Annotated in this window: 14 protein-coding genes; 5 read left to right on the plus strand and 9 right to left on the minus strand. The window is 54.8% G+C overall.

Going from position 1 to position 23440, the window contains the following annotated elements; translation table 11 throughout:
* Window positions 1-12: 12 nt before the first annotated feature.
* Complete coding sequence (locus ACR3ZL_RS26260) at window positions 13-423, plus strand: hypothetical protein (protein WP_486173088.1); 411 nt, start codon at window positions 13-15, stop codon at window positions 421-423.
* A 58-nt stretch (window positions 424-481) separates the two neighbouring features.
* A complete protein-coding gene (locus ACR3ZL_RS26265) occupies window positions 482-2164 on the plus strand; it encodes a polysaccharide biosynthesis/export family protein (RefSeq protein ID WP_486173089.1) in 1683 nt (560 codons plus the stop codon).
* A gap of 50 nt (window positions 2165-2214) precedes the next feature.
* Here ACR3ZL_RS26265 and metF read toward each other — a convergent pair whose 3' ends face one another.
* From metF to ACR3ZL_RS26295, 6 genes are all read right to left on the minus strand, one after another.
* Window positions 2215-3093: a methylenetetrahydrofolate reductase [NAD(P)H] gene (gene metF, locus ACR3ZL_RS26270; RefSeq protein ID WP_473650133.1), complete on the minus strand. Its 879-nt coding sequence runs from the start codon at window positions 3091-3093 to the stop codon at window positions 2215-2217.
* Between the two features lie 202 nt (window positions 3094-3295).
* Window positions 3296-4408 (minus strand): prenyltransferase/squalene oxidase repeat-containing protein, encoded by a 1113-nt coding sequence (locus ACR3ZL_RS26275; protein ID WP_473650132.1) that lies wholly within the window; start codon window positions 4406-4408, stop codon window positions 3296-3298.
* Entirely contained in the window at window positions 4405-10449 is a 6045-nt protein-coding gene (locus ACR3ZL_RS26280; protein WP_473650131.1) for a hypothetical protein, read from the minus strand. The genes ACR3ZL_RS26275 and ACR3ZL_RS26280 overlap by 4 nt, the downstream gene beginning before the upstream one ends.
* Window positions 10446-13070, minus strand: coding sequence for a VWA domain-containing protein (locus ACR3ZL_RS26285; protein ID WP_473650130.1), 2625 nt, complete (start codon window positions 13068-13070; stop codon window positions 10446-10448). The genes ACR3ZL_RS26280 and ACR3ZL_RS26285 overlap by 4 nt, the downstream gene beginning before the upstream one ends.
* Window positions 13067-15562, minus strand: a complete 2496-nt coding sequence (locus tag ACR3ZL_RS26290) for a BatA domain-containing protein (RefSeq protein WP_473650129.1) — start codon at window positions 15560-15562, stop codon at window positions 13067-13069. Before ACR3ZL_RS26290 ends, ACR3ZL_RS26285 begins: the two co-directional genes overlap by 4 nt.
* Window positions 15559-16626 (minus strand): DUF58 domain-containing protein, encoded by a 1068-nt coding sequence (locus tag ACR3ZL_RS26295; protein WP_473650128.1) that lies wholly within the window; start codon window positions 16624-16626, stop codon window positions 15559-15561. The genes ACR3ZL_RS26290 and ACR3ZL_RS26295 overlap by 4 nt, the downstream gene beginning before the upstream one ends.
* A 322-nt stretch (window positions 16627-16948) precedes the next feature.
* On the opposite strand from ACR3ZL_RS26295, the gene ACR3ZL_RS26300 reads away from it, so the two are divergent.
* Window positions 16949-17563 (plus strand): hypothetical protein, encoded by a 615-nt coding sequence (locus tag ACR3ZL_RS26300; protein ID WP_473650127.1) that lies wholly within the window; start codon window positions 16949-16951, stop codon window positions 17561-17563.
* Complete coding sequence (locus ACR3ZL_RS26305) at window positions 17560-18120, plus strand: hypothetical protein (RefSeq protein WP_473650126.1); 561 nt, start codon at window positions 17560-17562, stop codon at window positions 18118-18120. Before ACR3ZL_RS26300 ends, ACR3ZL_RS26305 begins: the two co-directional genes overlap by 4 nt.
* A gap of 53 nt (window positions 18121-18173) precedes the next feature.
* Here the strand turns inward: ACR3ZL_RS26305 and ACR3ZL_RS26310 are convergent, their stop codons facing one another.
* The gene (locus ACR3ZL_RS26310) at window positions 18174-19844 is read right to left on the minus strand and encodes a hypothetical protein (RefSeq protein ID WP_473650125.1); all 1671 of its coding nucleotides are present in this window, start codon (window positions 19842-19844) and stop codon (window positions 18174-18176) included.
* Window positions 19845-19968: 124 nt separating this feature from the next.
* Here ACR3ZL_RS26310 and ACR3ZL_RS26315 point away from each other — a divergent pair, with 124 nt between their 5' ends.
* Window positions 19969-21384: a dicarboxylate/amino acid:cation symporter gene (locus ACR3ZL_RS26315; RefSeq protein ID WP_473650124.1), complete on the plus strand. Its 1416-nt coding sequence runs from the start codon at window positions 19969-19971 to the stop codon at window positions 21382-21384.
* A gap of 1 nt (window position 21385) precedes the next feature.
* Here ACR3ZL_RS26315 and ACR3ZL_RS26320 read toward each other — a convergent pair whose 3' ends face one another.
* Both ACR3ZL_RS26320 and ACR3ZL_RS26325 read right to left on the minus strand, forming a co-directional pair.
* Window positions 21386-22135 carry a sulfite exporter TauE/SafE family protein gene (locus ACR3ZL_RS26320; RefSeq protein WP_473650123.1) on the minus strand — a complete coding sequence of 250 codons (750 nt, stop codon included), beginning with the start codon at window positions 22133-22135 and terminating at the stop codon, window positions 21386-21388.
* A gap of 117 nt (window positions 22136-22252) precedes the next feature.
* Window positions 22253-23287, minus strand: a complete 1035-nt coding sequence (locus ACR3ZL_RS26325; RefSeq protein WP_473650122.1) for a transporter — start codon at window positions 23285-23287, stop codon at window positions 22253-22255.
* Window positions 23288-23440: the final 153 nt, after the last annotated feature.

Genomic DNA, 23440 nt, shown 5'->3' on the forward strand with positions numbered 1-23440 from the left:
ACTTCGTTGAAAATGATGACGAAACTCCCAATCAGCTCCAAAGCAATCCGATCCATGGCCGGAGCAATCTGTTGCCTTGGCACAGTCTTTTTGGCGTTGCCCGGCAATGCGCAAGAATTGATCGGACCGGGCGATCTATTACCAGAACCACAAGAGCTACCGGCGCCTTCACCGCTTGGCAAGGCAACGCCTAATCCGTTTGCTCAAAAGGATTCGCTGATCCCTGGCGAGATGGACGATGAGTCCGATTTGCTGTTGGACGATCCGCTAAAAGAATATCGCAAGACGCTCGAAGAACACCTGTTGAAAAAAGAGCAGGCAAAGCTGGAAGCTCGCGCGGTTCGAATCACGCTCTCGCGACCTAATCCCAGCTCCCCTGCCCCCAAAGCGACTTCCCTCGCCGGCGACTGCCGACGTCGATAACAATGATCAATCGGATTCCGAACTTGATCGTCTTCGAGCCAAACTCGACTCGTTTGACTTGACGCCAGGAGACTCGCTGGACAGCGAAGAATCGCCTTCACCCAGCGATCGTCCCAAACAAACGAAGCAGCCTTCGACAACGGACCGCGACCTGGATGACCTGCTAGCGCCACCGCTACCCAGGGCGACGCCCCCAAAGGCAAAACCGGCGACTCCCATGCTGCCTCCACCCTTGCGTGACCGTACCAAAACGGCTCGCCCCCAGCCGCTCGGCCAACCTGAGCGAGCCAAAACGACTCCGCCGGCGCCCAAGCGAGACATCACCCAGTCCGACCGAAATGCGATTCCAAAGTATCGCGCCACCCCTGCGCCCAAAAGCAACCAAGCAACCTCCGAAAAGCAATCCACACCTAAGCCAGCTTCCAAACCAGCGCAAACCAAACCCGAATCGTCATCATGGGCAGATATTAAGAACGAATCCACTGGCGAAGACGATCGTACCGATGTGGACACACATCATGGCACCTATTCGGTACTGCAAACATCGCCTGCGCAAGAAGCCAATAGCTGGGAATCGCTTGTCGACGCGGAACGCTATCGTTGGTCAACCCCGGCAAGCTTCCGCCACAACCTGCCCGTTTCGCACGTCACGTGTTCAACATGTGGCGGATGCGTGGACCGTCACGGCGTAGGTGTCTGCGATCGCGTTGGAGTCAGCATCGGAGTTGGCACCCGCGAAAAGCCGAACTGCCAATGCTGGCGTTGTCCCCAACAATCCCCTTTCAATCTGTATGGTCCCGGCGGCTACGCTGGGCCAGCTCGCTCCACGCCCGTCGCCGACTACCGATTACGAGCTGGCGATCAAGTTCAATTGACGTTCATGATCAAAACGGTCCGAACGGTGGGCGCCTATCGACTAGTCGTTGGCGATGAACTGCTCATCGAATCCGACGCGGATGAAAACTTAACCCGGGGATCGCTTGACCGAGGCCTCGAAATTCAACCCGACGGCACCATCACGCTACGATTCATCGGCCAGGTTCACGCCGCCGGTCAAACGATCGAACAACTACGTGAACTTCTCAACGATCGCTATGAAGAGTATTACCCCGATCCAGCGATCGACGTGACTCCGGTCCAAACCGGCAGCGTTGCTCGGCAAATTCGAGAAGCCATCAGCGGCTCTGAAGGATTCAACCCGCAACAATCGATTCAAACCATCACGCCCGAAGGTTCCATCCGGTTACCACGGCTCGGCGCAATCCCCACTCAAGGCCTCACCCTCGGCGAACTGAAACGAGAAATCAATCTTCGCTATGACTCGCTCGGCGCTGGCTTGGAAGTCGAAGTGGTGCTGGAAGAACAAGCTCCCCACTTCGTCTATGTGCTAGGTGAAGTGGCTCAGCCAGGTCAGTTCGAGATCACCAACCCAACCACGGTGTTAGGCGGACTAAGTCTCGCTGGAAGCTACGTGCCGGGTGCGAACCTACGACAAATCGTAATCTTCCGACGTGGCCCAAACTGGGAACTGGTTTCGACCGTTCTCGACCTACGAGGTGCCTTGCTCGGCAAAGCATCGCGTCCCACCGATGAAATCTGGCTGCAGGATGGCGATGTGATTATCGTCCCACCGGCGCCGATTGCTCTGTTCGATCGTTTCGTTCAACAAGTCTTCACCGAAGGCATCTACGGCATCGTCCCGTTCAGCGGCTTCGGCTTCTCACTAGGCGACAACAACTAACCGATCGTAACAGCCTTCAATCAGCAATTCAGCGGTTGAACCAATCTCAATTACGAAGCGGCTCCGCCGATCGACAAACCGTCGAGAAGCTCAGCAGCCGCTTCAGATTTATTCAACACGTAGTAGTGGATGCCAGGCACGCCGTTGGCGATCAAATCGATCGTCTGCTGGCGAGCATGATCGACACCGACTCGAAACTGATCCTCGGCTGATTCAGCGGCGATCATCGCGGATTCCAGATTCGATGGAATACCAGCTTTGCACATACCCGCAATCCGTTGAGCCTGTTTGAAATTGGTCACGGGCAACACGCCGGGGATGATCGGAATCTCGATTCCCGCTTTCACGCAATCATCGCGGAACCGGTAGAAGTCGGCGTTGTCGTAAAACAACTGGGTGATCACGATGTCCGCGCCGGCATCCACCTTACGTTTCAGATTGTCCAAATCGGTTTTCGCATCCGGCGCTTCTTGGTGAACCTCGGGATACCCGGCAACGGCGACACCTAGATCACCGAACCGCTTCCCAATTAATTCCACCAACTCGTTGGCATACTGCAACCCGCCGCTGGTTTGTTCGAACTGGTCGGTTCCCTTGGGCGGATCACCACGCAGCGCCACGATGTACTCGACCCCCATGTCGGTCGCTTTTTGCAAATACTCGCAAAGCTGATCAACGGTAGAACCCACGCAGGTCAGGTGGGAAGCGACGGGCAACTGAGTGATCTCCTTAACCCGCTTCAGCACTTCCAAGGTCGCTCGCTGACTCGACCCACCCGCACCGTACGTGCAGGTGAAATACTGAGGCTGGAACTGCAGCAATCGCTCCACATTTTGACACAATAAATCGATGCCTTCATCGGTCTTGGGAGGGAACAATTCGAACGAAATCGTGCATCCGTCGGATTGATAGAGATCAGCCAGCGTCATGGAAAAGCGCAGTTGTGGAAGGAAAATCGAGAAGAAGACTGCCGTAGTATAGGCGGAGCTTCCAAAATGCCAACTTGCCAACCAAAATGCCGGCCGTGAAGATCGATGTGGGCCCGCAAACCGCAGCATTTACGGCTAAAACGATTTCCACGTTGAGCAAACCAGCTGGTCGTCGTAAGAAGATCGCGACGACCGTTGGCATTCACCGCTGATAGATCGGCAAATAGTGATAGCGAACACTAAGGCTCAAAATCGCCAGCGTCGTGCAGTAAACCTGCCCGATATTGCGTTCTTCCCCATGGTGCCCGTTCCAGTGTCCCGAGTTGGTTTGAAAATTCAATAACTCTTCACTGGTAAGCCGCATCGCCGTCTTTGCTGCTTCACCACCGACTTGGTGCATCCCTTGAGCGTAGTAGTACATTCCATAGAAGAAAAAACGATCCTGACTGCGAGGCGGATGCTCCAGCAACCACTCCGCGGCCCCTTTCACCAAGGGCGAATCATATTGCCCGCATGTTTGCAATGCTAACAGACCGGCCGCTGTCATCGTAAACGACGGATGGCGTGTTCCAGGAGTGTAAGCAAAACCGCCGACGCGATCACGCGGGTTGCCATCGCTGTCCATCGGTGACGTGTAAGAATTCCGCAGATACTCCACCGCGCTTTCGATTGCTTCGGCTGGCACATCCAAGCCGTCATTCTTAGCCGAACGCAATGCCATGACCTGCCACACCGAAACGGACAAATCCGAATCGCGAGCCGCGGGCGTGTATCGCCAACCGCCTTGCAACTTCGGCGGTTTTCGAACGCTTTGAGACTTCAGGATTATCTTCAGCGCGGCTACCAAGGATTCGTGGATCTTTGCATTCTGCTCCACCGACGATCCCATGCCAAGCATCTCGGTCAACATCAACGTGATGATCCCGTGCCCATACATACGCGAGCCGTCTCGCTCACCAAAGTAGCCATTCGCTTGGTTACGAGGCATCAACACAAACTCGATCGCGCGGTTCAAAGCACGACCTCTTACCGTTGATAAATCCGGTACCACACCGATCGAGGCCAATGCCATGATCGAAAGCGCCGTCATCGCTGTCGCATGCCCACGGTCCGTGATCGCGCCGTCATCGCGTTGGTGACTCAGCAGTGAATTGATCCCGCGATCAATCGCACGATCCACAGCGTCGGGAACGTAGATCCCATCCAGTTCATCGGCTTGACTACCATGCGGTGATACCGCCGCAGCCGATCCCGCAAGCAGCCCAGCCAGAATCGCTCGGCGATTCAGCGAGAAATTGTTATCGCGTTGAATCATCGTTGATCTCCTGATTTCCTGGTGGGTGCCGACTTCACCGCCTCCGCCGAGATTGCCTGAAAATAGGCTTCCACAGCTTGGCGATAAGACAACGGCACGACCGCTTTTCGATCTTGGATGCCATCATCGTTACGGCGTTCCCTAAGCTGCCCCCACTGCCCGTCGATCCGGGCCTGTGCATCTGCATCAAGCATGCCCCCGCCCGGCATCTTCTGGCCCTCGCCTGAATCGTTGCCGGGTTCTCCGAGTTGCCCAAAGGGATCATCGCTGGACGAATCGTTGGATGACTCCGACGAATTGTCGGCAGATTGCTTGGGCGATGGAGCTGCATCGCCCTTCTTTCCCGCGTCCGCAATTTGCTGCAATTGACGCTGTCGTTTGGCAGCTAGTTCTCGGATCGCTTGTTGAGCCGCCGCCGCCAATGTGGACGAAGCACTCCCGGCGGTCGGTTTGCCTTGTGGTGAAGGCTGACCGTTAGGCGTCCCTTCCGATGACTCATTCGACGATTGGGCGGACGAATCGTCACTGGAATTGCTCGATGCCTCTGATTTCGATTGACTTGCCATGTCACCTGTTTCCTGCGGCGAACTGGGCTGCTGTTGCTTGAAAGCCTCCTGCGCCGCGGCCTGCAATTGATTTCGAGCTTGAATGCTACGGTCCAACTCGTCCAGCGTTCTGGCCAACTTCTCCGAACGACTGGCCTCTGCGGCGGTCCCTGTGGAGCCTTGCTCGCTCACACTCGCCGGACTGTCGGAGAGCTGCGGCGGCGAATCTTGGATCCCGGCCAACTGATTCGCATTTCGAAGTAACTCAGCGGCAGCGGTCCCCAATTGCTTACCAGCCTGCTGCGCAGTCGCTGGTGTTTCAGACGCAGCGTCTGGATCACCAACATCCGCCGAATCCGATATTGTTTTCAAGGACTCGGCAGCCTGCTTCATTGAATCCGCCTGAACATTTGCGAGACCTTCGGCCGACTCCGCAAGTTCCGCTGCACCTTGCGAATTACCAAGACGCTGTTCATGCCTCGCCGCCCGACGTAAGTCTTCGCTCGCTTGACGAATTGCCCTACTCACTTGGGCTTGGTTTTCCGATATCGCTTTAGACCGTTGCGGCTGTGGAGATAACGACTTAGCCAAGTCGGATTGGTCTTCGAGTTGCTTCAACTCATCAACGACCCTCGAAAACTCTTCAGCCGATTTGTCGGTCACTCGCGCGAGTAGTTCCGCGATCGGGTTCTTTGATTCCAGATCTTTCACTGAATTTTTGCGGTCGATCGCCAAACGTTCGCTCGCTTCCTGCTCTGCATCTTGAGCCGCCTGCATTGTTTGCTTGGTCTGCTTGATTGTTGCGGCGGCCCCTTCAACGCGTTGGCGACTTTCGGAAACCCCTCGTTGTGCCCATTCCGCATCCGGATTCTTCTGAAACAGCTCATTGGCCTTTCGAAGCTGTTGTTCGGCGTTGCTTAATTCCCTTTCGTTTTGTTGAACACGACGCTTTGCATCATCGCGCCGATTCTTCCAGGTTTTCGACTGTTCCGAAAGAGACTTCAACCATTGATTCTGCGTTCGACGTTGGGCGGATTCCAATTGACGAGCACGCTGCTGACGTTCCTTTTCGGTTTGATAGATCTCATCACTTGACTGCTCAACGGCCTGGTCTTCCACCGCTTGGACTCGTTCAGCAGCTTCATCAAGCGATTTCCCCAGTTCACTGACTGCGGCTTCCAAATCACTCAACAGAGAATCATCTCTCTGCGCCCGATCCGCCTCTTCGATAGCCTTTCGCACTTTCGCACGCGACTCACTTATCGTCTGCAATGCTTCTGGATCTTGTTTCCAAACACTGGCGTTTTCCGCCATGCCCAACCACTGGTCATTGATGGCCCGTGCTTGATCGACCATCGATTTGAACTGGTCTCGCATCTGCCGCTTGCGTTCCCAAAAAACCGGATCAGCCTTTTCCAGTTCCTTTTGAAGGCGTTGCTCTTGCTGGGCAACGGACCGCACCGTTTGCTCCACCGCCGCCACGGTTTGTTTCGAAATCTCAGCCAAGTCATTCTGCATAGCCTCGTCACGAGCCAATTGGCGTTCCAGCTTCTTTAACAACTCTTCTGGTGATTCGTTGGCGGCACGACTGGCCGACTCGGCACTGCGAGCAACATCGTCGGCGTTGGATGGTGCATCACCACGCAAGTCTTTTCGAGTCGATTCGACGGAGGCCCCGGAATCGGCGGCGTCAAAATGCTCAGCAGTCATCTGAAGGGTTTCCGCCAGCTCAGCAAGGTTTTTTGCCTTTTCAGACACAGGGTCAGTTGCCGAACCGGTCGACTCCGCGTTCGCCGGGCGATCATTGGCTGGACTCGCACTGGCGATTGACTCCATCAGCTCAGCGATCTTCGCTAACGCGGCATCAGCGTCGCGTGCCAACTCTCGTTGAGCGTCATCACGGTAATCGGTCGTATTCGCTCGGTCTGCTAGATTTTCAACAAGGTCGTCAACCTTGTCCTCCAACCGCTTCCGCTCTTCATCGATCAACTGCTCTCTCGCCTCTCCACTATTCTGGTTATCGGTTCTCTGCTTCTCGCTATCTTCGGCGGCTTGCTTGCGCGCTTCCTCGGCCGCTTTGCGAGCGAGTTCGCCTGTCGTTGGCAATAGCTGGCGAAGTCGCTTTCGGGCGTCCTCCATTGCCTGCTCGATCACCGGCAAATGGCCTTGATATCGAGTAGCCATTCTTTGCACCGGATCGGTCACGGCCAAATAGTTCGACGGTTCGTTCTGGCGTGTCGTCAACCACTGTCGAGATTGCTGATAATCCTTGTCCCACCGAGTCTCCTGCAGGTAGGAGATTACCCCTGCTTCTACGCCAGACTCACGCAGTCGCTGAAGCGGTGCTTCACTAGCAACGTGGTAATGGTCCAACCGGGCCGCTTGCAGAACCAACGCATCCGGGACGCTATCGCCATAGCGTTCGCGGTCAGCGATATCCTGGAGCTGGCGGCTCAGTCGGATAACTTGCTGTCCCGATTCCAGTACCGCGGCAGCCTCAAACAAGACGACCAATGTTCCGCCAACCGATTGCTTAGGCTCCGGCTCAAAATCGTCGCCAGTGAATGTCTCTAGCGAATTCCGAATAAGCTTCCAATCCGAAGCTGCCTGGACCATCGAATCGCGACGCGACCGCTCAATCGCCTCCATTCGCTGGTACAACTTGGCCGTCACATCGCGTTTTGATTTATAGCGGAATCGTGAAATTTGATCGCGACGCAAGGCCGCTTCGATCTCGCTTGAATCTTGACTTCCCTTTGCGGTCCGGAACTTGTCCGCACTTGCGATCTGATCCCGATACGCTTTTTCGACAGACCGAAGCATCCAGTAGGTCTGGGACTCACCACGATTAAGTTCTCTTACATTATCAGCCAATCGCCTAGACGCTTCGTTTTGCAAGACAGAACGTATCAGCCCCGTCTGAAACGACGATGTCACGTTATTCAGTGCATCCCGAAAATGGCTCACCACGTCGGGATCATGATCCAGAATCAGCTTTTCTTTGGCCTCCTGAATTCGTGAAGCGATCTCACCCAGGTGCCGATGCAGCGTATCCTGGTAGTTCTTCGAACGAGGCGGCAGATCTTTTTCAACTTTGGAAAACAGGTCATCCACTTGCTGAAGTCGTTCGACGAGCAAATCCGCTTGTCCTGGCATGCGTTCAATAGGGACCGTTGCATTAGGGTTAGCTAACAAGACGACATCCGACTGGATCGCCAGCAGATCTTGCAAGACGCCCCTACCCGTCTCCAGTGACAGCATCCAACCGGTCATTTCCATCGCTTGTTTCGCTCCCTTTTCAGATCGTGAAACAACGCTGGCAATTTCCTCTCGCACTGAACTAATGCGATCCACCGACTCGCCACCCGTTGCTTCGCGATTTCGTGTTGCGTCACGAGAAAACGACCACTGATCCAAACTACGCCCCAGTTCCCCCAAAGTCTGGGAGACAAAACGGTCTAACAGTGCCCACCGCTCTGCTTCCACGGAATCACTGGTTTGCGATAGCAATTCGGCGACCGTGATGGCGTTTAGATCATTTGAATTCGCGTCCCCTCTTTCCAATTGCTCGTCAGCATCCGTCAACGACACCCCGCTAATTTCGCTCCATCGGGATCGCAATTCCGCAACTTCAACCAACCACTCCGGCTGCAATTCATGGGAAGCGGCATCCTCGGATTGTTCCGATTCCGTTTGTTGATCAATCTCGCCTAACAAGTCCATCAAGTCATCCAGCCAAGCTTGGCTTCGCTGAACCAACGAATGATATCTATGTAGTGAGTCGTGCCGGGACGCGTCAAAATCGTCCCCAGCGATGAATACTTGAATCCATGGTGACGCTCCTCGATTGCCAGCCCGATCGAGAGCCACCAACCGTGTTTTCAATTGTGATCCAGGCGGAAGCTCAGTCGCATCATCGGATCCTAAAAACTGCATCATGTCCCAGCGAATTGATATAGGCATCTCATGCCCAAAGCCAGGAAAGTCCTTCCTGTCGGCTGTCGGTTCAATCGATGTAACTGAGGCCGCTAAGGCAACACTTCTCGATATAACCGGGCCATCGTTCAACACGATCTGTTGCTCGTAGTGGTCCATTGGCAAATCGTCTTCCACCACACCGCTAATATTTAGCACTGCTGCCGGCGACACGATCTGGCGTTCCAGAGTTCCTTCCGTCCAACTCGCCGTCGGTGCCTGATCACGCACCGGGTCGATACTAAATCGAGGAGCAAACGGATTGTTCAATTCACTTTGCACACCGACGCTGTCGATTCGGTAAGAACCCGAAGTCTTAATCGGAACCCGATAGCGATATTCCGTTAACGAATCTGGCGCACCGGCAACAGGAACCCGGCTTACACTGCCGCGTCCACCAAACAACAATTCCACATCCCGCACCGGCTGATCAAAGGTCACACTGACTTCGGCGACGGAACCCATCAACGACGATAGGTCGCCATCGGTTTCAGTAATCGTCAAGTCCGGAAGTTTGGCATATTCAGGAAATCGATATCGTTTGGAAAACGCCACCATTTTTGGGCGTGGACGTGGTATCAACTCGTGCCACAGCGTCTCTGCATCACCGGCAAGGATCCGGTAACGAACCGGAGTCTGCTTGACCGGCAAGTTCACCGCAAACGTTTCCCCGACGAGATCACGTGATGAGGTATCGAGCACCTGCCGCGGAGACATCACCAGTGACTCGACCGGGTGATTTTCGCTTTGCCACTGTACCGTTACGTCTCCTTTTCCAAGTTGCTGGATCGCCACTGCGATAGCAACCAAGTCTCCTTCGGCGACCGACCGCGATGCTGGATTGGGTCGCAAAATCTCAATCTTCGTCAATGACGCACGTTCGATGGGAACAAATGGTACGATCGCTCTGGCCAACCGACGTGGCATTTGCAAATCAGGAATCACACTACTTAACAACACGAGCCCTGCAACCGCGAAAGCTCCCAACAACGGTCGCTGAATTAACGACCAAGGCAACAACCTTGGGATCGGAAGCCGGCGAACTTGGTCCGCAACCCGATCTTGGAGCGCATTGCGAAATTCGACCGAACCGTTCTCAGATTCCGCATTTTGCAACTCCACCGCCGCGATCATTTGCTCATGCAACGCTGGCGTCGTTGTTTCCATGCTTCTAGCAATCACGGACCAATCCCGAATTCGGGAATCACGAATGCCGGCGTACCAAGCCGACCCAATCGCAAAACCGTATGCCAGCAAGCTACCCACAACTCGCCACGCCGTTTCCAAACGTAAGAATTGATCGGCAATCATCAACACTATCATACCGACGATTAAGACCACGAAACCAATCGACACGCCTCGCAACGTCAGTAGCCATGCGCGGCGGTTGGCAAACCGCTTGAGTGCACTTTCAGTAGATGGACGCAGCGACGCGTCATTCGCAGTTGCCTGCCCTAAGCCCACCGATGCAGGTCGGCCAATGAACGAGGCGGACGAACCGAAATCAGATGCATCGCTCATGGCAGCCCTACCTTCTTACGAAAGAACCATTCCAAACTCAGCAGTCCGAGAATGATAAAAAACACCCACCATGACTGCATCAAAGCAATATCCGTTTCGACAACACGCCCCTGCGATAGCGGCTCGATCAGACCAATGATGTCGTCGGCCGATGATTCGTGAACGTAGACACCGCCGCCGGCTTGAGCAATCTGTTTCAGGACAGCTTCATCAACCGAAAGCCGATCCAGTTCAGTTGATCGCGGAGCGGTCACCCAAATTGGCGAAGATGCTTTCAGTGCGGTTGCGTCGTAACCACTCGCACGGACCCGCACGTCATACTTCCCCACTGGTAGTGGTTCGCTTTGGGCTACGTAAGTCTGCCGCTGGGCGTTGTCCAATTGCATTGGAATCGTTGCCACCACCTGATCATCTCGCAGCACAACCGCATCGACCGTGGTTCCCAATTCGGAATCGGTTTGCCCCGAAGCCATCTCTCGATCTTGCTTGATCCTCGCTCGGATCGTGACAGCCTGTCCCACTTCATAGTCGATTTTATCCGTCCCGATCGCGACGAACTCATCGCTTACCGCATAGGGCGGCTGCATGGCAGCGGTCAGCAACTGATTCCAAAACCGACGATGCAATCGGCCTTCGACTTTATACCGCCATTTCCAAGTTTGATCGGCAGCCAGATAGAACACACGTCCTGAACCAAACAAACGGGTCACCAACCACGGCGTCCTTTGCTGACGGTCGTCCACTGCGTGCACCCAAACTTCAGCATCCTCCAACGCCCGAACCTGAACCACGGAACTGGGACCGGGTAAATCTTCCCAGATATCGGTCACTGAATCCGACTCCAATAGCAACACAGGGTGCGATCGCCCAGCATCGGTCGGCTCCAGGTGATAGCTGGCCGCCGTTTTCTGATCCAACAACTCGCCGCTTTCCTCTGCAGTGCGAACCGGTATTAACTGAGCCATTGTGGACCCGAAACTCACTTCTTTACCAGCATTTCCATCAAGCTTCTCACCACCATCCGGCATAGCTCGAACTTGGGAATTGCGAATCCCAAGTCCGTCATCGATCCAAGTTCCAATCCGCTGGTACCGGCCATCGATAACGATCAATCCACCGCCGCGTGCCACGAACTCACTCAAGTACTTCGCATCCTCCTTCGTCCACTGGTCAGGCGGAATTTCCCCCAACACCACGGCATCGTACCGACCCCAAGCACGCGAAGACTCTGGTAACTGGCCCGGCAATTCGCCTCGTTGGACGATCAATGCATCGGTACCTTCGCCAAACAAAATGGTGTCAACTCTCCAAGCCGGGTCCCGTGAAAAGAGGTTTCGCAGGTACCGCGTTTCCCAACGTGATGATCCATCCAGGATAAGCAATCGACGATCTCGACTCGCAGCGGCAACTCGAAAGTCGAACCGGTCGTTTCCCGGCTTCAGATCGATCGCCGGGATGGAATCCAAACCTGACTCAGCCGCAGGCAAAATGGAAGCTTCCGCCGTCAGCGACAAAACGACACTGTCTCGATCAACACCCCGCAGGTCACCTGACTTAATCGATTCCATCAAGGTCTCGACTGCAAAATCGAATGACACCGCCGTCTTCCCATCCGTTTCGATGTCAACAGTTTCCGTCCAAACGACTGCATCGCCACCACGAATTTGCACACGAAGCACTTGCTTTCCCATTCCATAGTGCTTCACCCAAACTTGGCCAGCCAAACGTCCATCATCGGCAACACGTTGGGGAGCGTCCACATGCACCACGCCCAGATCAGATGCTTCGTCTAGACTTCCAAATCCGATTGCGTGTACCTGCCATCCGTCTTCGGCAAGTTGGCTGGCTATCTCAGACGCATTTGCCTTCCCATCACTATCACGCCCATCGGACATCATCACCAAAACACGGTTAGGGCCCACCTTATTCGACTGATTTGCGTTATTCTCACTGTCCAACTTGCGGTCACGCGTGGTCAGTTCAGCAGCATCTCGAAGCGGTGCTCCCAAATTTGTTCGAATCCCGTCGGCCACTTCCAACCAGGGTGTATCCTGCCCACGTTTGCCGAGGCCTGCAGCCCCAGACGAGGCAACGTCCTGTACGTTTTCGGATGCCTCATCCCGACTTTCTGAACTCCACACCCGTCGCGAGATCTCGTCAAACGCGACGACGTCCATCAAATGAGTCGAAGCCAAATCCTCAATCCAACCTGTTTGATTCTCTCCACCCCAAAGCCGGTCCGTAGCACGCCGTAACCGACTCGGCGGCGTGCGTGAACTCTGCGTTTCATCAGACAATTCACTGGTTGATTGAGAGTCCCGCTCACTCATGCTCAACGATCGATCAACGGCCCAAACCACCTTCGTGGGCGTTCCAATGATCTGTCGGCGATGCCAAACCGGGCCAGCCAGCAACAAAAATGCGAGCACCACCGCCGTACTGCGAATCGCCGGCAACAGCCATGACCAGGGCGTCGAAAGACTACGCGTCTCACGCAGATATAGCAACAAAACGCAAACACCAAGCCCGATGGCGATCAAGCCAATCAACCACACTGGCCAATCCGTTGTCAGCCGCAACTGGCCTAACGCCATCTCGAAGACTTGCCCGCGAACCATCATGACTTCACCCCCGGCGCAACACCGTGCTGCCCCGCAGCTGCGACGCCTACCTCACCAGGCCCCGCACCTCCACCGGAGCGACCTTGGAATTCCGGCGGTGTCCGGCCCGCCATCGTTTGGCTAGCGAATAGTCTTGATCGGTCCGAACCTCGCTGCTGCCACAAGATTTCCACCACCATGACTAACAACAACAGCCACATCAAAGGACGCCAAATTTCCAATCCAAAACGATCCTGCTTCGTCGACGCGACCAAACTCTTGGCGGTTTCAAAGACATCGGCGTCTAATGATTCACTGATCGCCATCAATTGATCACTCTCGACGGCTCGCAATCTCGACTCCGATGCGGGGACCTCTATCACACGTACAGCTGCAGTAGCTGATTCACCCGCTAAATCCAGTTCTTCGTCACTAGCTGAACCATCAGGCGTCGTTGCCGTTACGAAGCGATAGACGCCAGCATCCGCAGTATTCCCAAACACTAGCGGATCGTCGCCACTCGTCGTACGCGTCACTACCTGATTCCCCGGTCGGGTCACACGCCAAACCAGATCCGAAGGTTTCGCTTCAGCTTCCCTTTCCAAACGCTTGTTCGGGAAAATCCGAAGCGTTGTCCCAGGGGTTCCATTAAGTGATTCGGTTCCGCCGGCGAGATCGAGCACCAACTGCTGAACCATGGGTAAAAAGACCGGCCGCAGTGGTAAATTCGACCATGCCGTGTCACAGGGAATCGCAAACTGCACCACATGCCCGCTAGCGTCTTGCACGACGACCGGTTGACCAAACTCGGTGCGTAACATGACCTTGGTTTCAGCCCCCAACTGCAGTCTTCTAAGTCGCCGGATCTGGACTGTATCTAACAAAGAGTCTCCCGCACGCCCCAACACCGACCATGCCGAATACATCGCACCGGGCGGCTGGAGCCGCATCACCGAAGCGTCACTCTGGATCGTTTCCCCGACGACCGTTTCACTGGAGATCGTTTCACTGGAGATCGTTTCAATGGAGATCGTTTCACTGGGGATCGTTTCACTGGGGATCGCAGGCAACCAAGGGCACTTGTCCCACGCCGTCACATCAACGAGGTCTCCATCGAAGACAACGACATTGCCACCACCGGAAATGAACTCTGAAAACGTTCGACCGGATGCGTCTCGAAGCCCGCCACCCGGTGGCGACTTCAAATTTGCCAACACAATCAAATCGGGGATGTCGGTCAATTCTTCGGCATCGCCCCGCTCTTGCGATTGACCGCGTCCACCGAGTTGCTCGAACGCTTTGACGAAGGCTGACGAAGACAACACGCGAGTGGACACGATGTCGCGGCCCGAGCCATTCTCGCGTGATCGCTGCAATCCGCTATGGGTGCCCATTGCATCTACCGACCGAAACGCGAACGGACTGAGTGCGACTTTCAGGAAGTCCGTCTCGCTTCGAAGTGGCTGACTCGATGGATCCCCATCGACTAACCAAACCCGAATGTGCTGCAAAACATCAACCGCCAACCGCCGCCGGTTGTCGGCTAACAAAGCATCTTGGTGCTCGACTGAGAGGGCAACACTCGCACCTCCTGTCTGACCAAAGGAATGGTTCCAGTGCAGTTGAGCGGTGCTGCGTGGAGGAATCGAGACTTCAGTCTCCTCAACATTGACCTCGTCAACCGACCAAATGCACCGCATCCCTGAGATCGCTGCATCAGACAGGTTCCGGATTGTGGCCGAAAAGCGGACCGGTCGATCCACCATGATCGAAGGCGAATCGTAATCGATTGACTCCACGAAAACATTCCCCAACTGTGCCGGCTCCTCTCCGGAAGACACATTCAGAAAGTCGAGATCCACGTCCGCCTGTTTTTGCTGACGACGGTTAACCAAGGCCTGCTCTGATCGACCGGACATCTGCGCAAGGATGCCCTCTTGGAAGTCAGAGCACACGACAATGCGACGAAACGGATGCGAGGCGGTGTCACACGCCGCCAAGCCGGAATCGATCATCTCGTCGAGACTAACCGGAGCACCATCAAATCGCAGACCGCGAAGCTTTGCCCGTGCATCTTGTGCTGCGCCGGCCTCCGGCAATGCACTCAACTGACTGGTTGGGATTACGATTACCTCATCTTTCCGGGATAAGGATTCAAGCAACTCCGTCGTCGCCTGCATCGTCGTGCTGGATCGCTGGACTGCCGCCATTGATCGACTGTCGTCAACGACCAGGATCAACGAAATCGGTTCTGAGCCAGCCATCGTTCGCATCGCCGAAATCAACGGGCGTGCCATCGCAAAGGCAAGCAAAATCGGAATCGCACATCGCAAAGCGAGCAAAATCCACTGGTGCCACTGCATGCGGCGTCGATTGGCCTGCACGATGTTCTGAAGCAAGAACATCGCCCCCCAATCCACGCTTCGAAATCGACTGCGAAACAACAGATGGATCGCCAAGGGCACTACGAACGCGACCGCACCTAAAGCCATTATCGCATTGAGAAAACTCACTGCATCGCCCCCGATTGCGGGAAGGATTCCGCTGAAGCGTTCGATGAGGGCGTCAATGCCGAAACGCCTCCTCGCTGCCGGATCGCAACGAAACGAGCCAGTGTTTCCACTAAAGGTTGATCCGTCGAGATCAATAGATGGTCCACGTGATGACGCCGACAAGCCGACGCAATCTTTGCGTTATGTCGCTGCAAAGACTCCAAATACAAAGGCCGCAACTGACGACCATCGACAACCTCTCGATTGTCCGCTGTTTCAAGATCCCGAAACTCCACCCGTTCTTGAAACGGAAAATCAATCTCATCGGGATCCAAGACCTGCATGAAGATCACATCCTGGCGGGTTGCACGTAACAGAGCGAGCGAGCGTCCCAATGATTCAACGTCGCCCAGCCCATCAGAAATCAAAACAACTAATCCGCGTCTGGGCAATTTGACCGACGCCTGCCGCAGAACGGTTCCCAAATCAGTCTCACCTCCACGACGATCTTGGGTCAAAGTGGTCAACAAAACTTGCAAATGGGAAGGCAGCGTTCGCGGAGGTACGAACCCACGAACCTGATTATCGAAAGTCATCGCCCCCACTGAATCTTGACTCGACAACAACAAGTACGCCATCGCGGCAGCCAATCCGCACGCGTACTCCTGCTTCGTGCCCTCCCACCAAGCCGATTTAGGACGGGTTGTTTTCGCCGTTTGCCGAGATTCGCTCCGCGACGTTTCGCTACTTCCTAGGCGGTCAACCTGGCGTGTTAACGAGAGAGCTCGATCGCCCCCATAGGCCATGCTGCCACTTTGATCCACCAACAGCATGCATCGCAGATTCGTTTCTTCTTCGAACTCACGGATATACAGTCGGTCGCTCTTTCCAAACGCCTTCCAATCAATGTTCCGCAGCTCGTCTCCGGGCACATACGGCCGATGCTCTTTGAACTCGACACTCGAACCTTGATGCGGCGAGCGATGACGCCCCGCGGTCAAACCCTCCACAGCCTGCTTGGCGACCAACCGCAACGTGGCGATCCGATTAACGTCGCGAGCCCGAAATAGATCGGCAAATCGCATCAGGCAGGTTCCAGACGATGGAAGGAAGCGGGCGGGAGGTGTGTGGGAGGGATACAGGGCTTAGGCGAGCAAGCGACTCATTCCAGGAAGCAAATTCACTCGCCAATAGCCTCAGCCAACATGCCAGTTTAACGACGAGTCGACGCGACGTCATGCTCGCCGGCAACAAATCCACCCCAGCCACTCCCCCCGCCGCCTTTCGAAAAAAATCACCCCAGAAGAACTACGAACCGACCAAGTCTTTGATGCGTATTACCGCAGCGTCGCCGAGCGGTCATCTTTTCGCGACAAATCCACAACCTCACTATTAGGAAAAACGGCGATGTCCAGTTGGTTCCCCTTCAATGCCACCAGCCGATGCCTCAACAGCATCACCCTGCTCGCCTATGCGGCTGTGATCGCCTTTAGCAGCCTTTCCATCGGCTGCAAACCCGCTAGCACGCCACCCGCCCCGGCAACCGAAACCGCCGACCACGACCACGACCACGACCACGACCACGACCACGACCACGACCATGACCATGACCATGACCATGATGCTCACGATCATGATGGCGAGATCGATATCGCGGGTCTAATGCCGATTGAAAGCGTTCCAGCCCCGGAATCCTTCGCTGCCGGCGTCAATGACCTGAGTGCGATCAAGGACAAGGTCGCCACCGGTTTCGCCAACGACGACGTCGATTCCATCCACGACGAACTGCATTCCGTGGGTGTGCTTTTGGAAAACATCGAAATGCTCGCTGATTCCAGTGAACTGTCCGCCGATGCCAAGAAAGAAGCTGCCAAAGCGGTGGATGCATTGTTCGAAGCATACGGTGATGTCGACGCCAAGCTTCACGGCCAAAAAGGAAAAGACTACAACGACGTATCCAAGAAAATCGACGATGCAGTCAACACGCTCAATAGCCTCACCGAAGCAAAGCCTAACGAATGATGATTCGCAACTACTCACGCATGGGAATCGCACTCGGCGGTCTCGCGATTAGCGGCCTGACGGTCTGTATGACAGGCTGTCCGCAATCGGGACCGCCAACCGGCCAAACGACTGCTTCCGAAACCCGCGAGTTGAAAGCTTCACCATATCGTTTGGAAGCGTTACCTGAGGGTGCAATCTCGTTGACCGAAGCGTCAGAGAATCTCGGCGAGGAAACCATGCCGGTCACCTTGATTGGCAAGATCGACGCTGGCGACTTCTCGCCTTTCGAGTCCGATCAAGCAACCTTCATGCTGAGCGAGTTGCCAGCCGATGGACATGGGATCGATGACCCGGATCATGAGGACAATTGCCCGTTCTGTAAACGAAGAGCCGCCAATGCTCCTAAGGCAATTGTCCAAATCGTGGATGCCGATGGCGAGATCGTGCCTACGGACGCTCAAACGCTGTTAGGTCTACGCAACGGTGACCGAGTGATCGCCGTTGGTAATGCGTCGTTCGATGAATCGGTCAATGCGATCACGGTCCAGTGCCGACAGATCTACATCGGTTCGTAAACGCCTAGACGGACAAATCGCTTCGACACGAGTGTTCTCTAGATCGCTGACTTCTACACCATCGCGGGCATGGTGACGGGAGTCGGTGGGAAGTTGAAACGTCCGTAATGGGCGTTCGCCACATCCCATTTTTCTAGATGGGCTTCGTGCAGCGTCGCGGCCAAGCATCGCTCGCTGTAGTGAATAATGTCACGCCATTCGCTTGGATCGAGGACCGCCAAGGTGGTCTTCCGTTTTTCGGCAATTTTGGCCGCTTCTTCCAAATGCTTCGTCACCAACTTCGCCGCCTTGGTGATCTCATAGATACGCACCGACGCTGCGTCACCATCCATTGGCTGGACTAACCGTCCATCGCGTCCGTCACTACTGATGACGAGATGTCCGTCCTCCAGAACGCTGGTCATTCGAATATGCATGTCCCCTTCATATTCGTCCGTGGTTGCCATCACCATGTTTCGGCATCCGACTTGAACCGTCCCGGTGCATGTATGCTCGCCCGCACACACTTCGATAATCAGCGGAGCATCAAACTGTAGTTTTTCTAGACTCTTGGCCTGCGTTGCCACTTCTTCCATCGTTTCCATTTCGATCGAAACACTAAGCTTTGGATCCAAATAGCGACGAGTGAATTCAGGCTTCGCAATCATCGACTGAAGCTGCACTGGCTTGCTAACTTCGTTGGTTTGCGGAGTTTTGTTTCGTCGTGATCCGCGATGCGAATCCGCTTCTAAGTTCGCAAGCTGGTCGGCATCCAAACCACCACGACTTCGATTTCGAAAACTCAAGCACGTTCCTAGAATCGCTGCGACTCCCAAACATCCCACTAACAAACCGGTCGCCGATAGCCACCAAGTGCCACTGGCTTGTCCCAGTCCACCCATGGTCACGGCCAAATGATAGCTGCCCGCGAGCGAAGCCACTCCCACAACCAGCCCTAACAACCACGTCAAGATGTTGCCGCGCCCCGATCGCAAGAAGATCCCGGGTAATCCCAAGATTGCACCAATTGGCGATACTAAAATCCACCAACCTAGCGGAGCACTTCCGCAAAGGACGAAGCCCAACACCATCGCAATGGCACCACCACCCACCCAGATCATCGCGTTTTGGCGAGAACCGATTAGGCTGGCTGGCTGCAAGGTGTAAGCCGGCATGCTGGCTTGTTTGGCAAGTTTTTCCGGAAGCTCTAATTCCAACCAATCGGCCGCTTTGCTGACCCACTGGCTCGTTGGATCCGCACTCACGTGCACTGTTAATGTTCCTGTTCGCTCCACTTCTTCTTGTGCTATGTCAGCAACTTGGCGTCCTAAACTCAATTTCAGCGGTTGGTAATCTCCACGCTTGGGAATACCACGAGGCAAGACGTCCCCTCGAACCAAACGGTCGACTAGCTTTTCAGCGCGTGGATCGGCTAGCAGCTTGGCGACACTCGCGATCGCGGGCGAAACCGCGTTTTTACCGTCCAGGTTTTCAGTATTGATCTTTCCCGGTGGATGGATCTCGGCGTCCGTTAGCGTCACCAAAGCCGTGCCCTCGGGGATCCCGCCCTGCAACAACTCGACGCAAGTCAATTGCTGCGGTACCTGTTCAGCCGTCATCGATTGCTGCAGCTTTGGCATACCGATGAACAAGCCGGAAATGCCTCCAACAATCAGCAGCAGCGTTCCTAAGGAAGCGTGGCGGAAACCAGAACGGGTTTTGTGGGTTGGTCGTAACAGGCCCATGGCAATGGATCCCGATTGGGGAAGTAAAGGGAAAGGTGTATTTTCATTCAAAAACTAGCTCGCGTTTGCTGAGCAAGCGCACACTACTAGCGGTCAAGGCGTTATTTTGACCAAAGTCACAGCTATGAACGCGACCAAACCCAACGGGAACGGAACCTTGAGCGACGCCACGAAGAGCTCCGAGAGCAAGAAGCCCCATCACAGCAACACGTTGACGTATTGGATTGCCGGTGCGATCGTAGCGGCAATCGCAGTCGCACTGGCTGTACCGAATGTTGCAGTGCATTTCGAAATCGGCGGCGAATTATTCTTGCGGGCGCTCAAAATGATCGTCGTCCCGCTGGTCTTCACTTCCGTCATGTGCGGCATTCTGGGGCTCGGCGATGTCCGAAAACTTGGTAAGCCTGGTGCCGCCGCCGTTAGCTACTATTTTTGCACCACCATCCTGGCTGTCATCATTGGATTGGTTGTCGTCAACGTTATCCGCCCTGGCGTTGGCACCGTGGACCAGGCGCAGCTCGATAAGTTCGTCAACCAAGACACCCAGCCCGAACAAGTCCTTCGCAAAACTCTGGCCGAATCGAGTGGTCTTTCGGAAGAACTGATCGGCGATGTCTTCCCCGAACTGGAAGTTGGCAGCGATCAACCACCCGGCGTAGAAACTATCCTCGAAAACCTCGCTTTGATGCTGGTTACCGACAACCTGTTTGGCGCCGCCGTTGAAACTCAACTGCTACCGATCATCGTCTTCACGATCGCCTTTGGAGCATTGCTGACGACGATGCCTTACGAAACTCGCACGATCACCACACTGGTTACGGAAGCCAACAACGCCTTGTTGAGTTTCGTGATGGCGTTGATGAAAGTCGCCCCGCTAGGCATTTTCTGTCTGGTGGCCGCTCGTTTCGGCAAAGCACAAGCCGAAGGTCGATTCTTAGACGAACTGGGACAAATCGGCTGGTACTTCGCCGCTGTGTTAATCGGACTGGCTATTCACGCCTTTATTGTCTTGCCACTGATCTTTTGGATCATCCGGCGAGAGAACCCCTATCGCTTTGCCGCCGCGATGAGTCAAGCGTTGTTAACCGCCTTTTCAACCGCCAGTTCCTCCGCAACGTTGCCCGTAACGCTGGAATGTGCAGAAGCCGCGGGTATCTCAAAGCGTTCAACTGAATTCGTCATTCCTCTTGGTGCTACCATCAACATGGATGGGACGGCACTCTACGAAGCCGCCGCAGCTATTTTCATTGCCCAGGCAATCGGATTCGAACTGACCTTCGGCGAGCAAGTGATCATTGCTGTCACTGCGACCTTGGCTGCCATCGGCGCCGCGGGTATCCCGGAAGCCGGCTTGGTTACGATGTTGATTGTCTTGGGCGCCGTGGGATTACCACTGGAATACATTGGCTTGATCCTTGCGGTGGACTGGCTACTGGATCGCTTTCGAACCACCGTTAACGTGTTCGGTGATAGCGTTGGTGCCGCCGTGGTCGGTGTCACGATTCCCGATGAACCCATCGCGACCGAAAGCGGATCCTAAACTAAAGCAGGCCCATTAATCGGACTGCCGCGATCGCAGTAAAACCTAACAAGATTAGGTTGAACCATTTCTGCGAAACCCGTGCGACCAACCAACGCCCGCCCAACATGCCGATCGGGATCAATGGAGCGAAACATGCCCCGGTCAACAATGTCGAGCTATTGATCAATCCCAAATCGTAGCTCAGCGGCAGCTTCAATACGTTCAATACCAAGAACAACCAGGCGCTCGTTCCGATCAGTTCCCACTTGGGCAGTGCCACCGCCAGTAGATACAGGGCGACAACAGGCCCAGCCGCATTAGCCAGCATCGTGGTCACTCCGGCGAGCAACCCTAGCACGATCGCAAACCAAGCCTGATGCGGCACCGAATCGAACGCGTTGGGACGATAAGTGCGGACCATCTGCACGATGGTCAGCGTGAGAATAATGCCGCCGACGATCCATTTGAATTGCTCTGCATCGAGCCGGTCCATCATCAACCAGCCGATCAAAATACCCGCGACGGTGGGTGGCAACAGCCGACGAACGTGCTTCCAATCGGCCGAGCGACCGAAAAAGCCAATCGCACATAAGTCACCGACCACCAGCATCGGCAACAAAACGCCGGTGGATTCCAAAGCCCCGAACACAAAGGCGTACAACACCACATGCAGCATGCTGATGCCAGGAAATCCTGACTTTGACACGCCGATGCCCATAGCACCAAGGCACAAACAGATCAATTCAACAGGAGGCCAACCGGCGATCATGAGCAGACAAACGAAATAGACAAAAGGGGTGTGCGAGGCTGAAAGCGTCACACAAGTCCCGCCTATTCACAAGTCCCGCCCTAGCGGATCGCCATTTGAAGTAGTTCCGATGGCCTGCTAAAAGCTCTTCGACCAACTCGCTGCGAGCGACCAATCCGTTTCGAGCTGAATACCGTCCAAGTCTTGATACAGTGTCGGCACGAACTCGACGTTCAACAAATGGCCTTTGACCAATGCCGCCGCGCCGAGGCCCAGGTTCAATGAATATCCACCACGGAAGCTCTCAACATTGGTGCTGATCATCGCGTCCGGTGTCGCTGAATCCGCACCGTCGTAGTTGGTTCGCCACAAATTCTCAAGACGAATACTCGTTGAGAAATGGTCGGTCAGTAGGTGGCTGTACCAAGTGTTCAAACGAAACTCGTCACCGACCGAATAGTTTCGATAGTTGCGTCCAATTGGAACATCCGTTTGGAACTGCACTCCAAAGGAACCTGATTCCAGATAGTGCTTCCAAGTGATCCCAGGCTTCGCGTTGAAAGTGCCCGATCCCAAACGCATCGGGTAAGGTAGCGCTTGATCAGACACTCCACGCGAGGGAATCCGAGTCGTCCGGAAGATATCCCCGGTTGGAACCGAGCCGGCCACGTTCAAAATCAGGTCATCATCGACGTCGCTGTAGAGGCGCAACAAAGCACCAAAAGTCGTATCGCCAAAGCCACTATTGTGCGTGGTGAACGTGGAATTATCAGCTCGACGCTCGTGGTCCATCGTGATGCTAGGCAACATCAACATCGTGTAGACCGTGATGTCCTCCGTCACACCTCGCATGATATGCAACATATGCATCTCATGCGTCATTTGCGTCGGTGTGGCACCTTGGTTCGTTACCGGCGTGGATCCGTCCCCATACGTGAATGACGCTGCGTCACTCAACGTCCGGGATCCCGCACGATTGTCTTCCATGTACATATTCATGTACTTGTACTCGACCATCCACTCACCGGGTGCATGCATATGGTCACCCATGATTGACGCTGGTGCATGCTTGTCGGCACGAGATCGAAAAGCGTCAAAGCCATCCGCGTGCGAAGAGTGTGGCATCAAGGCCAGACAGGCCAAGCCAAAAGCAAAACGCAATCCAAACTTCATTAATTCATCCGCGAGTCAAAACCTCCGGCACCTAGCTCCTCACAAAACTTGTCTTCGACTCACAATTCAAAATTCATGACGCATACGATGAACTTCGCCTTGCCTTGCCGTCCCTCAATCCACACAACCGGTACACTCCGCGCCAGCATCCAA

This window comes from Rhodopirellula sp. J20-39, from assembly GCF_057365095.1.

Excerpts from the sequence above, each read along its gene's own strand:
- ACR3ZL_RS26295 (WP_473650128.1), bottom strand. The coding sequence starts at position 16,626 with ATGCGATTTGCCGATCTATTTCGGGCTCGCGACGTTAATCGGATCGCC.
- ACR3ZL_RS26285 (WP_473650130.1), bottom strand. The coding sequence starts at position 13,070 with ATGATGGTTCGCGGGCAAGTCTTCGAGATGGCGTTAGGCCAGTTGCGG.
- ACR3ZL_RS26325 (WP_473650122.1), bottom strand. The coding sequence starts at position 23,287 with ATGAAGTTTGGATTGCGTTTTGCTTTTGGCTTGGCCTGTCTGGCCTTG.
- metF (WP_473650133.1), bottom strand. The coding sequence starts at position 3,093 with ATGACGCTGGCTGATCTCTATCAATCCGACGGATGCACGATTTCGTTC.
- ACR3ZL_RS26300 (WP_473650127.1), top strand. The coding sequence starts at position 16,949 with ATGTCCAGTTGGTTCCCCTTCAATGCCACCAGCCGATGCCTCAACAGC.
- ACR3ZL_RS26280 (WP_473650131.1), bottom strand. The coding sequence starts at position 10,449 with ATGAGCGATGCATCTGATTTCGGTTCGTCCGCCTCGTTCATTGGCCGA.
- ACR3ZL_RS26315 (WP_473650124.1), top strand. The coding sequence starts at position 19,969 with ATGAACGCGACCAAACCCAACGGGAACGGAACCTTGAGCGACGCCACG.
- ACR3ZL_RS26320 (WP_473650123.1), bottom strand. The coding sequence starts at position 22,135 with ATGATCGCCGGTTGGCCTCCTGTTGAATTGATCTGTTTGTGCCTTGGT.
- ACR3ZL_RS26275 (WP_473650132.1), bottom strand. The coding sequence starts at position 4,408 with ATGATTCAACGCGATAACAATTTCTCGCTGAATCGCCGAGCGATTCTG.
- ACR3ZL_RS26310 (WP_473650125.1), bottom strand. The coding sequence starts at position 19,844 with ATGGGCCTGTTACGACCAACCCACAAAACCCGTTCTGGTTTCCGCCAC.
- ACR3ZL_RS26260 (WP_486173088.1), top strand. The coding sequence starts at position 13 with ATGATGACGAAACTCCCAATCAGCTCCAAAGCAATCCGATCCATGGCC.
- ACR3ZL_RS26305 (WP_473650126.1), top strand. The coding sequence starts at position 17,560 with ATGATGATTCGCAACTACTCACGCATGGGAATCGCACTCGGCGGTCTC.